This is a genomic window from Streptosporangium carneum (genome assembly GCF_027922005.1).
Taxonomy (GTDB): Bacteria; Actinomycetota; Actinomycetes; order Streptosporangiales; family Streptosporangiaceae; genus Streptosporangium; species Streptosporangium carneum.
The window spans coordinates 113529-126557 of record NZ_BSEV01000014.1 but is presented as its reverse complement, the minus strand read 5'-3'; the positions used below and the strand labels follow the sequence as shown (position 1 = coordinate 126557).

Genomic DNA, 13029 nt, shown 5'->3' with positions numbered 1-13029 from the left:
CCGCGTGGAGGGCCCGCCGGCGCGTCAGCGGTTTCGGCCGTCCGCTCCGCCTTCCGGGGCGCTCGGCGCCTGGCTTGTCGTGTCACAGGTCGTGGGGAACGTCACGGGTCGTGGGGAGCATGGGCTGTGACGGCGAACCACGGGGGAGGAAGGCACTGTCATGTTCCACCGTCGCACCGGTGCGCCGGTCGGCTCCCGGCCGGACGCGCCTCGGGGGCGAAATCCCCTTCCGCCCGACTTGAGTCTCCAGCGGGTGGAGACCGCACAGTGGTCTCCGTGAGCGAAGGCACAGAGCTTTTCACCATCGGACAGCTTGCTCGCCGTACCGGGCTTTCGGTGCGGACGATCCGCTTCTGGTCCGACGTCGGCGTGGTCCCACCCGCCGACCGGTCCGCCGGTGGTTACCGCCTCTACGACGCGGAGGCGGTGGCCCGTCTCGACCTCGTCCGAACTCTCCGCGAGCTCGGGCTGGGGCTCGAGGTCGTCAGGGAGGTTCTGTGCCGGACCACCACCGTCGCCCAGGTGGCCGAGACGCATGTCCTGGCACTGGACGCGGAGATCCGTACCCTGCGGCTGCGCCGCGCCGTGCTCAGCACGGTGGCCAAGCGCGGCAGCACGATCGAGGAGGCACTGTTGATGCACAAACTGGCCCGGCTGTCCGCGCGGGAGCGGCAGCAGATCGTCGACGACTTCGTCGACCGCGTCTTCGCCGGGCTCGATCCCGCCGGGCCCGCAGCGGGCGTCGCGGCCGGCATGCGGCAGGTGAACGCCGAGCTGCCGGACGATCCGACCCCGGAGCAGGTGGACGCGTGGATAGAGCTGGCCGAGCTCGTCGGAGACGAGGACTTCCAGCAGCGGGTGCGGAGGATGGCGGTCGCGGGCCAGAACGCGGCCCAGCCGGGCCCCGCCCCTGACCCCGGTCTCGTCACGGAGCACGCGGGGCGGGCGGTGAGGGAGGGGATCGAACCCGCTTCCGCGCAGGGGCGGGCCGTGCTCGACCTCCTCGTGGCACCGGAGACCTCGCAGGAGGAGCGCGTCCGGCTGGTCGAGCAGTTGGAGACGTTCACCGACGCCAGGGTCGAGCGTTACTGGCAGCTGCTGGGGGCCATCAACGGCCGTCCGTCGTTCCCGTCCGCGGTTCCCGCCTTCGAGTGGCTGATCGCCGCCCTCAGGGCGAGCGCGGCCTCCTGAGACGGCGGGGTCCCCGGCAGGTCGGCCGGGGACGCCGCCGAGAGGCTATCCGCAGTTGCCCCAGGACCCGCGGCCGCCCGTCGCGGTCTCACCCGAGGGTGACTTCACGACCCCCCAGTACTTGACGCACAGGTTCTTCGCGTAGAGCTTGATCGGGCCCGCGTAGTACTTGAACTGCCCCGCGTCCTTCTTCGTCGCCGTCCGCGCGGGTTCGTCGCGGACCCGTCTCGTCTGGGTCTGCAGGGTCACGGAGGTGTAGGTGGCCCTTCCCGCGTAGCTCGTCTTGATCGTGGCCACGCAGTTGTAGCCGGTGGTGCGGTTGTAGAGCAGGTAGACGTGACCCCAGACCTTTCCCGAGGCCGTCTTCACCGGACGGCTGCCGTCGCCCACCCTGCCGAACCCCGAGCCGCAGACGCTCTCCGGGCTCGATGAGGCCGCGGCGGCGGTCGCGGCGTGCGCCGGGCCCGCCATGAGCCCTCCGGCGGCCAGCGCCGCGGCGAGGAGGACCGTCTTCGTCGACGTGATCACGCATTCATCCCTTCATCGGATGCCACTTGCCGATCGAGCGGCGTCGAAGGTGATCATTCTGCCCTCGTGGCCGCAATGGCATGACCGAAATAGGGGAATTGGTGCTATTTAGGCCCTTGAATCGGGGTTCTGGCAGTCCTGCAGGGGGCGGGCAGGAGAGGTCGCGCGGGGAAGAGAAGGCAGCTCGCGGGCATGTCCGATTCCTGCAAGACCGTCGGCGGCCGTCCCGGCTACCTTGAACCGCGTGAACCCGATCCGCGGGCCGGGATTCCGGTGGGCCGTCCCCCGGGACGCGTCCGGTGGAGATCGGCCACGGCGTCTGTCGCACCATCACCGATCGGAGAACCCGTATGCGAGCCCAACTGGACGTCGTCGGCATCGTCGTCACGGACATGGCCAAGTCGCTGGCGTTCTACCGTCTGCTCGGCCTGGAACTGCCGCCTGAGGCCGACGGAGAGCCGCACGTCGAGGCGGGGCTGCCCGGAGGGCTGCGTCTCGCCTGGGACACGGTCGAGACGATCCGCTCGTTCGACCCCCGGTGGCAGTCTCCCGCCGGCGGCCACCGGATCTCCCTCGCCTTCCGTTTCGACAGCCCCGCCGAGGTCGACGCCGCCTACGACGAGCTCGTCTCACACGGATACGAGGGGCACAAGGAGCCCTGGGACGCGTTCTGGGGGCAGCGGTACGCCGTCGTCCACGACCCCGACGGCAACGGCGTCGACCTGTTCTCGCCGGGCGCCTGAGGCGCAGGCGGCCGGGGCCGGACGCCCGGAAAGGATCCGGAGCCCTCTCAGCAGGCGCAGGAGACGCCGGAGACCGGGGCGGTCAGAGGGTCGATCTCACGCCGTGAGAGACCGGCCGAGGTCTCGACGGGGAAGCCCTCCCGTGCCCAGTACTCGAAGCCGCCGAGCATCTCCTTGACGGGGTGGCCCAGCTTGGCGAACTCCAGCGCGGCGCGGGTCGCGCCGTTGCAGCCGGGGCCCCAGCAGTAGGTCACCACGGTCGCTCCGGCGGGGACGACCAGGGCGGCGCGGGCGGCGATCTCACCGGTCGGCAGGTGCACGGCTCCCGCGATGTGGCCCTGTCGCCAGCTCTCCGCGCTGCGCGAGTCGATCACCACGATGTTCCCGGCTCCGGAGGCCAGGTCGGCGGCCACGTCGGAGACGTCGGTCTCGAAGGTCAGACGGGCGGCGAAGTGGGCGATCGCGGCGGCGTTTCCGGCGGCGGGAACCGCGGTGACGGCGCCGGGGGACGGCGGGAGAGCGGGGGAGGCGGTGGCGGGCATCGTGGTGGGCATCGTGGTGGGCGTCGCAGCGGACATCATGGCGGCCTTTCGCGGTCGGGGGCGTGAGCGGGAAAGCGGGGCAGAGGGCGCGCCTCTGGACGGGGACGGAAGGGACTCGGGGTCAGCAGGTCAAAGAGACGGGACAGCGGGCTGAGCAGGCGAAGGAGACACGACAAATGGTGCCGGTGTCGGAGGGCGGTCGAACAGTGGCGTGAATGCCGGTTATCGCTAAGATCTCGCCATGCTCATCCCGTCGCCGGCGTCGCGCGGCGCCCGCCGTACCGTGTCCGTCATCGCCTTCGACGGCATGGCCCCCTTCGAGCTGGGCTGCGTGGTGGAGATCTTCGGCATCGCGAGGCCGGAGCTGGACGTCCCCTGGTACGAGCTGACGGTCTGCGCCGAGAGGCCGGGCGACCTGCGGATCGTCGGCGGGTTCACCATGCGGGCCGAGCACGGGCTCGACGTCGCGGCCGGTGCGGACACGGTGATCGTGCCCGCGGTCCCGGATGTGCGGGGCCAGGTCTCGCCGGAGCTGCTCGCGACGCTGGGAGCGGCGCGCGCCAGAGGGGCGAGGATCGTGTCGATCTGCTCGGGAGCCTTCGCGCTGGCCGCCGCAGGGCTTCTCGACGAGCGCGAGGCGACCACCCACTGGAGGTACGCCGGACTGCTGCAGCGCAGGTTCCCCCGGGTCAGGGTCAATCCGGACGTGCTCTACGTGGACGGCGACGACGTGCTGACCAGCGCGGGCAGCGCGGCCGGCCTCGACCTGCTGATCCACCTGGTCCGCAAGGACCACGGCCCCGCCGTGGCCAACTCGGTCGCGCGCAGGCTGGTCATCCCGCCGCACAGGGAGGGCGGGCAGGCCCAGTTCGTCCAGGCCCCGGTCACCCCCGTCGAGGACGACGACGCGGTGGCCGCCGCGATGGCCTGGGCGCTCGGCCGTCTGGCCGAGCCGATCACGGTCGCCGCGATGGCCGGGGCGGCACACATGTCGCAACGCACCTTCATCAGGCATTTCAACCGTCAGACCGGCACCAGCCCGCTGCGCTGGGTGATCTCCCAGCGGATCGCGGCCAGCCTGGCGCTGCTGGAGTCCTCCGCGGCGCCGATCGAGGAGATCGCCGCGGCGGTGGGGTTCGACAGCGCGGTGACCTTCCGTCACCACTTCGCCAGGGCGATGCGCACCTCGCCCTCGGCCTACCGCAGGACCTTCCGAACCCCCGCCTGAGCGGGCCGTACCCCGGTGGAGACGCCGCGCGGGCAGCGGGGGCTCACCGCCCGAGGCGATCAGAAGAAAACGGTAGAAGTTCCCTTTCCTGACTTACGGCATTTTTCCTGGCATCTAGGGATTTTTCATATATCTGTGATCCGGTGAGGTGGCAGGAAAGAGGTACTCTTCCCCGAAGCTCGGGAATTTCTATATATATCCTACTGTGTCCATTTTCTGGAAAAGAGCGGCCGCTCCGTTTTCTTTCCGCGGTTGTGATTTCTGAGACCGGTGGTCCTCAGGGCTCCTCCGGGGGGGACAGCCGAACGGGAAGCTCGCTCCAGCCGTGGACGACCAGGGAGGGGAGCCGCCGCAGCCCGGTCTCGCCGGCGGCGAGCCGGAGATCGGGGAAGCGGTCGAACAGCGCGGGCAGGGCGATGAGCGCCTCCTGGCGGGCCAGGGGGGCGCCGATGCAGCGGTGCACCCCGATGCCGAAGGCCAGATGCTCGGCTGGGGGCCGCTCCGCGTCGAACCGGTCGGCGTGCGGGCCGTGCTGGTGGGGGTCGTGGCCCGCCGCGAAGTAGGTGGCGAGAATGGCGTCGCCCGCGGGGATGCGCACGCCGTCGACGTCGAGGGGCTCAACGGCGTACCGCAGCGGGAAGTTGGCGACCGGAGGGGCCCAGCGCAGGACCTCCTCGATCACGGCCTCCCAGGTGAGCTCCCCGGCGCGGACCCGGCGGAGCTGGTCGGGATGGGTGAGCAGGGCGTGCACCGCGCTGCAGATCAGGTCGACGGTGGTCTCGTGCCCGGCGCCCAGGATCGTCAGCAGGGTGTCGCGCAGCTCGTCGTCGTTCAGCCGGTCGTCCCGGTCACGCGCGTTGATCAGTTCCGTGGTCAGATCGTCGCCCGGGTGCTCACGCTTGTGGTCGATCAGCGCGGGGAAGACGACGTTGATCCTGGCGGCCGTCTCGGCCGCCTGTTCGGCGGTGGCGCTGCTGTCGAGGAAGGCCTCCACGATGTCGGCGACCTCGGGGCGCAGCGTGTCGGGAACGCCGTACAGCTCGCAGATCACCCTCATGGGCAGCGGGTGGACGAAGGCGACGCGCAGGTCGACGACCTGGCCCGCGGGCAGGGAGGCGAGGCGGTCGAGCAGATCGGCGGTGATCCGCTCGATGATCGGCAGCATGAGCTTGGTCCGGCGACTGGTGAAGCTGGGCGCGACGAGGTTGCGGAGCCGCTGGTGATCGGTGCCGTAGGCGTTGAGCAGGTTCCGCATGCCGATCCACAGGTGCAGCCAGCCCCACTCGGGGTGGGAGTCGATCTGCGGCCACAGGTTCCAGTGCAGGCGCGGGTCCTTGCTGACCTTGGGATGAAGGATGACCTGTTTGAGCAGGTCGTGCTGGGTGATTGCCCAGGCGGGAACCCCGCCGGGAAGCTCCACCCTGACCACGGTGCCGAGGGCGCGCAGCCGGGAGACCTCGCCGGGGAGGTCGGCACCGCGGGGGTCCAGGACGATGGGCTCGGGGGTGACGGTCATGCGGATGCTCCTGGCTGACTCAGCGGGTTGGCATGGCAGGGGCGTGCATGGGGGGGATGAGAGAGGTGTCGCGTTCCGGGGCCGGTCCCGTCCGGGCGGTGTCGGCGCGGCCGCGGATCCGTTCGGATCGCAGGCCCCGCGCGCCGCCTCCGCGATATTCACTCTCCGTAGTCAGATATTTACGGTGACCTATTTGGATAGTAAATGGGGGGACATGTTGGGTCAATGCTGTTTTAGGGGAGTTATCGGCATGTCGAAAAGACGAAACCGTGTGTCCCTCGTGTCCCGCCGGAGCGATTCCCCGCGCCTTTCCGTGAGGATTCTCGGTCGATGCCGTGTGCCGAGGGACGCCTCTCCGGCTGGTGTGTCCGTGACGGGGGAAAGGGGGGCGCGGGCCTTCTTCGCCTTCGGTGAGTTCGACGCCGACGGGCTCGTCCGACGCCGGCGGGCGAGGGGCCCTGCGGCCCCTCGCGCTCCACGGCCGGCGTGACCGTCGCCTACCCGTCGCCTACCCGTCGCCTGGCCGCCGCCATGGCTTGGACGCCCCGCGAAACAGGCCTCAGGTGTTCCAGCGCTCGTTGACCTCCTCGACGCTCGGAGGCGGGCCCGGCAGGGGAGGGGCGGAGGGCAGGTGCAGGGCGTCCAGCAGCAGCGTCAGATAGCGGCGCCTGATCTCAAACGTCCTGGCCTCGTCGCCGAGGTGCGCGGAGGCCAGCAGTTCGAAGACCATCGTCACGTCGGCGACGTCCAGGCCGGGGCGGAGCGCTCCGGCCTGAGCCGCGCGGTCGAAGATCTGGACGGTGAGCTCGGAGGCGTGGGCGGAGTCGCGGTAGAGGCTCTCGTCGGGGGTGAAGGCGCCCGCCAGGTTGATCGTCAGGGAGTGGGTGTCGGCGTCCACGACGTCGCGCACGAAGGCGGCGAAGGACGTCCAGGCGTCGCCTTCGTCGGCCAGGGCCCTCTCCGCGGCGACGATGTAGGTTTTCAGGCCGTCGGAGCAGAGCTTGCGGAGCAGGTCCTCCTTGCTGGGGTAACGGCGGTAGAGGGCGCTGATGCCGACTTTGGCGCGTTCCGCGACGGCGGAGATCGGCGCGCCGGGGTCGGCGACGAAGACCGCCCGTGCCGCTTCGAGGATGACCTGGTCGTTACGGGCCGCCTGGGCCTTCCTGCCGCTCAGGGGTGGTGTGCTCGTTGTCTCCATGCCATCAATATAGCTTGTGGAACAAAATGTTCCGTTCTATTCGGAGACGGAACGGGAAAACTTCGCCGGACCGGGGTGCGGCGGGTTTGCAGATAATAAGAAGACCGGTCTATTTTTAAGGCATGGGACGGAAGGGTGACGAGACCAGGAGCCGGTTGCTGGACGCGACGCGGGACCTGATCGAGGGCGGAGGCTACTTCGGGGCCGGGCTCAACCAGGTGGTCGCGGCCAGCGGGGCGCCGCGCGGCTCGCTCTACTTCCACTTCCCCGGCGGCAAGGAACAGCTCGTCGGGGAGTCGGTGCGGCGGGCGGGCCGCGAGATCGGCGACGTCGCGCGGGAGCTGGCCGAGGCCGCGCCCGACGCCGTGGGCCTGGTCACCGGGATGCTCGCGCTGCTCGGCGACAGGCTGGAGGAGTCCGGGTGGCGCAGGGGCTGCCCGGTCGCGACGGTCGCGCTGGAGATGGCGGCGACCAGCGATCCGCTCCAGGAGGTCTGCTCCGAGGTCTACGGCTCCTGGGAGGGCACGCTGCGCGACCGGCTGGCCGCCGACGGGCATCCCGAGCCCGAGGACACGGCCGTCGCCGTTCTCGCCCTGGTCGAGGGCGCGCTGCTGCTGGCCCGCGCCCACCGCAGCAGGGAACCGCTCGAGCGGGTGACCCGCCGCGTCGCGGCGCTGCTTTAGACCCTTCACGGCGGCGGTGACGGGATCCGCCGCCGCGGACTGCTGTGTGTCCATAAAATATGTAGACCGATCTATTATGAGGTGATCGTGTGGCCCCCGACTCCATCGTCTTCGGCGCGGCGGGATTCGTCGGACGCTCCCTGGTCGCGGAACTGCTCCGGCAGGACCGCGAGGTGGCCGCCGCGCTGCGCGGCCGCGGCGACCGGCTGACGTCCTGGCTCGCCGGGCAGGGGGTGGACGCGGCGCGGCTGACCGTCGTCACCGCCGACGTGACCGTTCCCGGCCTCGGCCTGGACGGCGTCTCCGGTCCCGGGGCCGAAGGCCTGGCAGGGGTGCGCGACGTCTACAACGCCGCGGCCCGTTTCGCCTTCGGACTGGGCGTCGAGGAGGCGAGGGCGGTCAACGTGACCGGGGCGCTCAACGTGGCCGACTGGGCCGCCGCCCGCACGGGGCTACGCCGTCTGGTCCACATCAGCGGCTATCGCGTCAGCGGCGGCCCCGCCGACTACCGGCGGGACGGCGCCTACGAGGCGTCCAAGCGGGAGGGCGACGCGGCGGTCCGGGCCAGGGCACGCGAACTGGACATCCCGCTGACGATCGTCAACCCCAGCACGGTGGTCGGAACCGGCCAGTTCATCGGTCTCGCCGCGATGGTCCACGATCTGTGGAGAGGGCGGCTGCCCGTGCTGCCCGGCGGCCCGGACGTCTTCCTGCCGATCGTCGACGCGGACCACTTCGCCCGGTTCATGGCCGCGGTGCCCGAGCACGAGGAGACGCGGGGGCAGGCCTACTGGGTGCTCGACGACGAGACGCCCAACCTGCCCGAGCTGGTCGCGCTGGTGGCCGGGCACCTGGGCGTGCGCGCGCCGCGCCGTACGGTTCCGGTCCGGGTGGTACGGCGACTGCCCCGCGCCCTCACCGGGGCCGACCCCGAGACGCTGTCGTTCCTGTCCGGCGACCGCTACGAGACCGCCCCGGCCGCGGCCTTCGCCGAGCGGGCCGGGCTGAGCGCGCCTCCCGTGGAACAGGTGCTCAGGGACTGGGCGGACGGGCTGGTCGGCACCGGATTCGGGGAGGGGGTCCCGCCGCGCGGGCCGTACGGGTTCCAGGACGTCGCCGGAAGCCGCGCCTGGGTGGCCGGCGAGCGGCGCGACCCCGGATACGTGCTGCTGCACGGGCTGCCGCTGGACGCGGACTCGTGGGCGGACGTGAGCGAGCTCCTGGACGACCAGGCTCTGGCCGCCGACCTGCCCGGCCTCGGCCGCTCCGCTCCCGCCGGCTCACTCGACGACTGGACGGCCGCCCTGCTGGAGCCGGTCAGGACACGGCCGGTGCTGGTCGGCCACTCCTTCGGCTGCGGGCCCGTCCTGCGCTACGCGCGGGCCCGGCCCGACAGGGTGTCCGCCGTCGTCCTGGTCGCTCCCGCGTTCCTGCAGCCGAGGGGCGGACGGTTTCCGCGTTCCGCGGCGGCCGTGCCGGTGCTGCGCCGGATCTCCAGGGCGCGCCTCGGCGCCAGGCTCGGCGTCCCCGGGGCCGCGCTCGGCGACCTGCGCCGTCCCGGCGCCGCCCGCCGGGTGGTCGAGGCGATGCGCGCCGCCGACGCCGCCAGGAACGAGCTGCGCGGACTGCTCGACCGGGTCGAGGCCCCGGTGACGATCGTCGTCGGCTCGGCGGATCCGCTCGCCGTCGACAGACCGGCCGTCGTGATCCCGGGCGCGGGACACTACCCGCAGCTCACGCATCCCCGGGAGCTGGCGATGGCCCTGGGAGCAGTCGCAGAGCGAGCTCGCCGAGAGCCGCGGCTATCCGCTCGGGGCTGAGGTTCCTGCCGGTCCGCTGGTGGGCGTAGACCTCGGGGGCCAGCGGGGCGAGCACGACCTCGACCAGCGCGTCCGGGTCGGGCGCGCCGGCGGCGACCAGCAGCGAGCGCACGTGCACCCGCCAGAAGCCGTACGCCCCGGTGCCGAAGCGCGACCGTCCGGTCTCCGCGCCCAGCACCAGGTGGGAGTGCGACTCGAGCAGCCCGACCATCGCCGAGTAGAAGGCGGCCAGCCGCTCCGCGGGCGGCGCCCCCGGGCCCAGGGGGGCGTCGCCCTCGATCAGCTCACGCTGCAGCGCCTTCTCGTGTTCGTCGAGCATCGCGGTCGCGATCGCGGCCCGGTCGGGGTAACGGCGGTACAGGGTGCCCCGACCGACTCCCGCGGCCCTGGCGATGTCCTCCATGGTGACGTTCGGCGCCCCCTTGGCGGCGAACAGCTCCCCGGCGGCGGCCAGGATGCGCGCCCGGTTGCGTGCGGCGTCTGCTCTCTCCATGGCTCTCAGCGTATAGGCGGACGCGCCGTCCACCTGTGGGGCGGAGTGCGGGCCGGAAACGGGAAAGGACCCGCGGGGGCGGGTCCTTCTCGTGGAGCGGATCGTGAGGGTCAGGCCGCGGGGGTGGGGCCGCTCGTACGCGGGAACCGCAGGACGTTGCGCCCGGTGTAGGCGAGCAGATCGACGACCTTGGCGTCACCGGTCGTCCTTCGGCGTGTCGCGGAACGGATATCCCTGATCTTGAGCCGCGCGACGTATGGTGGCACAACCACAAGCCTCTTCATCGAGCCCCCCGGCGTGACGATTTCGTTACATGAGATGTCTACAGATCGCCGTGTAAAACCGTCGTAAAGATCTGATCGTCGGCGGAAAGACCTCAGTGGGAAAGGCCTCAGTAGGGAAGCCGACGGCCTGACGGGGTGCGCAGGTCCAGATCGGAAGCGCGGGCGCGGCGACGCCGATTCTGCGAACGGGCGACCTTGGTGCGCCGCATTGTCCGCCCCCTCTCCCTCGATCTCACCGATTCGGCGGCAACCGTCGTCCGGCCCGCGAAGACCGCGGGAGGCCGGTTCATGCGGATGCCCGTGCAAGCCAACCTAGTCCGCGTGGGCGACGGCCATCAACCGGTTTGATCGCGCAGGGAGCCGGCCGTCCTACGCGTGGTCACCCCGATCCGGTTCCACGCGTTGATCGCCGCGATGTACGCCTCGGGGGCAAGCTCGGCCACGTTCATCCGCTCCTTCATCGAACACTCCTCAGTTTCTCCGGGTTCATCACGACGTCGATCTCGGTGATCCGGCCGTCGGCGACGGACAGCCCGAGGACGGCGATGAGCGTTCCGTCCTGGAAGCGCAGCAGTCCCGGCCAGCCGTTGACCGTGGTCGCCGCCAGCCGGCCGCTCGCGCCGTACCGCTTCGTCACGCCGGCCAGGAAGCGGGCGACCTTGTCCGCGCCGTGGATCGGCCGTCTGGCCGCCTTCACCAGGCCACCGCCGTCGCTGCGCAGCACCACGTCCGGGTCGAGCAGCGCGACCAGGGCGGCGATGTCCCTGCCCGAACTGGCCCTGGCGAACGCCTCGACCACCTTGCGATGCTCGGCCGCGTCCACCTCGAACCGGGGAGCCCTGGCCGTGACGTGCCTGCGGGCGCGGGCGGCGAGCTGACGGCACGCGGCGGGCGACCGCCCGACGGCCCGGCCGACCTCTTCGAAGGGCAGCCCGAACACGTCGTGCAGCACGAACGCGGTCCGCTCGGCGGGGCTGAGCGACTCCAGCACCACCAGCATGGCCAGGCTCATCGACTCGGCCAGCGTGATCCTGTCGGCGGGATCGGCCTCGGTCACCACCGGCTCGGGCAGCCACGGCCCCACGTACTCCTCCCGGCGCACGCGGGCCGAGCGCAGCACGTCCAGCGCCAGCCTGGACACCGTGACCACCAGCCAGCCGGTGACGTCCCTGACCTCGGCGCGTTCCACCCGGCCCAGCCGCAGCCAGGCGTCCTGCACCACGTCCTCCGCCTCGTCGAGGCTGCCGAGCAGCCCGTAGGCCACACCGACCAGCCTCGGCCTGATGGCGGCGAACTCGGCCGCGAGGTCTTCGTCGCTGTTCACACAAGAAGGACGAGACATCCTCCGAGTGTGTGACATCGGCCGAACCACGGCGCCCACCGGCGCGTCCAACGAGCCGAAGAGGGAAAGGCGGAAGATGAGCACCGGACTGATCGACGGAGACCCGCAACGGCTGGGCGGCTACTGGCTGGCGGGGCGTCTCGGCGCGGGCGGCCAGGGCGTGGTCTACGAGGCCTACGACGCGGCGGGCGGGCGGGTCGCGATCAAGGTGCTGCACGGCGACGCGACCACCGACTCCGAGCTGCGCGACCGGTTCGGGCGCGAGGCGGCCGCCGCCCGGCGGGTCGCCTCCTTCTGCACGGCCGCCGTGATCGACGCCGATCTCGACGGGCCGAGGCCGTACATCGTCTCCGAGTACGTCCAGGGCCCCAGCCTGCGCAGGGCCGTCGAGGACGGCCGCCGTTTCACCGGGGGCGACCTGCACCGCCTCGCGACCGCCGTCGCCACGGCGCTGACCGCGATCCACGAAGCCGGGGTCGTCCACCGCGACCTCAAACCCGACAACGTGCTGCTCGGCCCCGACGGCCCCCGGGTGATCGACTTCGGCATCGCCCGCACGGAGGACATGTCGCTGACCGCGACCGGAGCGGTCTCGGGAACCCCCACCTACATGGCTCCCGAGATCTTCATGGGCCAGCGCGCGAGCAGCGCCGTCGACGTGTTCGCCTGGGGCGGGATCATGCTCTTCGCCACGACGGGCACGGACCCGTTCAGGGCGGAGAACCTGGGAGCCGTCATGCACCGGGTGCTCTCCGTCCAGCCCCGGCTCGACATGCTCCCCGAACGGCTCCGCCCGCTCGTCGCGGCCTCGCTCGCCAAGGACCCGCAGGCCAGACCGTCGGCGAGGGAGCTGCTGCTCGCCCTGGTCAGCGGGGACGGTCTCGACACCGGGCGGCTGCTCACGGCGGGCAGCGAGGCCGGAGCCCGGATGCACGAGGGCTCGAACGACCCGGCGCTCGGTGTCCTCGCCGAGGACGCCTACGCCGCGCTCGGTCAGGCGGAGCGGGAGATCGCACCCGAGATGTTCCTCAGGCTCGTCACCGTCACCGACGACGGCGAGCTGACCGTACGGCGGGCGCAGCTGGCCGAGCTCCTCGACGGGCGCGACGAGAACGAGGCGGGCGCGGTCATGCGGGTGCTCCAGACCTTCGCCTACCTGGTCGGGCACGACGGCCAGGAGATGTGGCTGACGCGGCCCGCGCTTCCCCAGGCCTGGCCCCGGCTGCGCCAGTGGGTCCGGGCCAACAGGGACGGCCTGGCCTTCCACCGGGAGATCCTCACCGCCGCGGGACGCTGGCAGAGTCAGGGACGCAGGGACGGCGACCTGTTCCAGGGAAGCACCCTGGAGAACGCCATGCGCTGGGCGGCGACCGGACGCCGCGACATCACCCTGAGCTCGGTCGAGCGCGCCTTCCTCGAGGCGGCCGCCCTCGCCAGACGCCGTGCCCGCTGAGGCAGGCT

The 13029-nt window shown here is 71.5% G+C and carries 14 protein-coding genes; 6 read left to right on the top strand and 8 right to left on the bottom strand.

Annotated features, from left to right (window positions below; translation table 11 throughout):
• Positions 1-276: 276 nt before the first annotated feature.
• On the top strand, positions 277-1191 hold the full coding sequence (locus PKF00_RS27000) for a helix-turn-helix domain-containing protein (protein WP_271220444.1): 915 nt from the start codon (positions 277-279) through the stop codon (positions 1189-1191).
• A 45-nt stretch (positions 1192-1236) separates the two neighbouring features.
• Here PKF00_RS27000 and PKF00_RS26995 read toward each other — a convergent pair whose 3' ends face one another.
• Positions 1237-1719, bottom strand: a complete 483-nt coding sequence (locus PKF00_RS26995) for a hypothetical protein (RefSeq protein ID WP_271220443.1) — start codon at positions 1717-1719, stop codon at positions 1237-1239.
• A gap of 350 nt (positions 1720-2069) precedes the next feature.
• On the opposite strand from PKF00_RS26995, the gene PKF00_RS26990 reads away from it, so the two are divergent.
• The gene (locus PKF00_RS26990; protein ID WP_271220442.1) at positions 2070-2462 is read left to right on the top strand and encodes a VOC family protein; all 393 of its coding nucleotides are present in this window, start codon (positions 2070-2072) and stop codon (positions 2460-2462) included.
• Between the two features lie 47 nt (positions 2463-2509).
• Here the strand turns inward: PKF00_RS26990 and PKF00_RS26985 are convergent, their stop codons facing one another.
• Positions 2510-3016: a rhodanese-like domain-containing protein gene (locus tag PKF00_RS26985; protein ID WP_271220441.1), complete on the bottom strand. Its 507-nt coding sequence runs from the start codon at positions 3014-3016 to the stop codon at positions 2510-2512.
• A gap of 229 nt (positions 3017-3245) precedes the next feature.
• Between PKF00_RS26985 and PKF00_RS26980 the strand changes: the two genes are divergently transcribed.
• Positions 3246-4232: a helix-turn-helix domain-containing protein gene (locus PKF00_RS26980; RefSeq protein ID WP_271220440.1), complete on the top strand. Its 987-nt coding sequence runs from the start codon at positions 3246-3248 to the stop codon at positions 4230-4232.
• 277 nt (positions 4233-4509) lie between these two features.
• On the opposite strand, the gene PKF00_RS26975 is transcribed toward PKF00_RS26980, so the two are convergent.
• Both PKF00_RS26975 and PKF00_RS26970 read right to left on the bottom strand, forming a co-directional pair.
• Positions 4510-5748 (bottom strand): cytochrome P450 family protein, encoded by a 1239-nt coding sequence (locus tag PKF00_RS26975; protein WP_271220439.1) that lies wholly within the window; start codon positions 5746-5748, stop codon positions 4510-4512.
• A 559-nt stretch (positions 5749-6307) separates the two neighbouring features.
• Positions 6308-6946 carry a TetR/AcrR family transcriptional regulator gene (locus tag PKF00_RS26970; RefSeq protein ID WP_271220438.1) on the bottom strand — a complete coding sequence of 213 codons (639 nt, stop codon included), beginning with the start codon at positions 6944-6946 and terminating at the stop codon, positions 6308-6310.
• Positions 6947-7068: 122 nt separating this feature from the next.
• Here PKF00_RS26970 and PKF00_RS26965 point away from each other — a divergent pair, with 122 nt between their 5' ends.
• Together PKF00_RS26965 and PKF00_RS26960 are read left to right on the top strand one after the other, a co-directional pair.
• Positions 7069-7629, top strand: a complete 561-nt coding sequence (locus PKF00_RS26965; protein WP_271220437.1) for a TetR/AcrR family transcriptional regulator — start codon at positions 7069-7071, stop codon at positions 7627-7629.
• Positions 7630-7718: 89 nt separating this feature from the next.
• Positions 7719-9449 (top strand): alpha/beta fold hydrolase, encoded by a 1731-nt coding sequence (locus tag PKF00_RS26960; protein WP_271220436.1) that lies wholly within the window; start codon positions 7719-7721, stop codon positions 9447-9449.
• On the opposite strand, the gene PKF00_RS26955 is transcribed toward PKF00_RS26960, so the two are convergent.
• From PKF00_RS26955 to sigJ, 4 genes are all read right to left on the bottom strand, one after another.
• On the bottom strand, positions 9364-9942 hold the full coding sequence (locus PKF00_RS26955; protein ID WP_271220435.1) for a TetR/AcrR family transcriptional regulator: 579 nt from the start codon (positions 9940-9942) through the stop codon (positions 9364-9366). The two genes, PKF00_RS26960 and PKF00_RS26955, sit on opposite strands and share 86 nt — an antisense overlap.
• Positions 9943-10052: 110 nt before the next feature.
• A complete protein-coding gene (locus tag PKF00_RS26950; RefSeq protein ID WP_271220434.1) occupies positions 10053-10214 on the bottom strand; it encodes a hypothetical protein in 162 nt (53 codons plus the stop codon).
• A gap of 347 nt (positions 10215-10561) precedes the next feature.
• Complete coding sequence (locus tag PKF00_RS26945; RefSeq protein ID WP_271220433.1) at positions 10562-10687, bottom strand: hypothetical protein; 126 nt, start codon at positions 10685-10687, stop codon at positions 10562-10564.
• The gene (sigJ, locus tag PKF00_RS26940) at positions 10684-11550 is read right to left on the bottom strand and encodes an RNA polymerase sigma factor SigJ (RefSeq protein WP_271220432.1); all 867 of its coding nucleotides are present in this window, start codon (positions 11548-11550) and stop codon (positions 10684-10686) included. The genes PKF00_RS26945 and sigJ overlap by 4 nt, the downstream gene beginning before the upstream one ends.
• Before the next feature lie 94 nt (positions 11551-11644).
• On the opposite strand from sigJ, the gene PKF00_RS26935 reads away from it, so the two are divergent.
• The gene (locus PKF00_RS26935; RefSeq protein ID WP_271220431.1) at positions 11645-13021 is read left to right on the top strand and encodes a serine/threonine-protein kinase; all 1377 of its coding nucleotides are present in this window, start codon (positions 11645-11647) and stop codon (positions 13019-13021) included.
• The last annotated feature ends 8 nt before the right edge of the window (positions 13022-13029 follow it).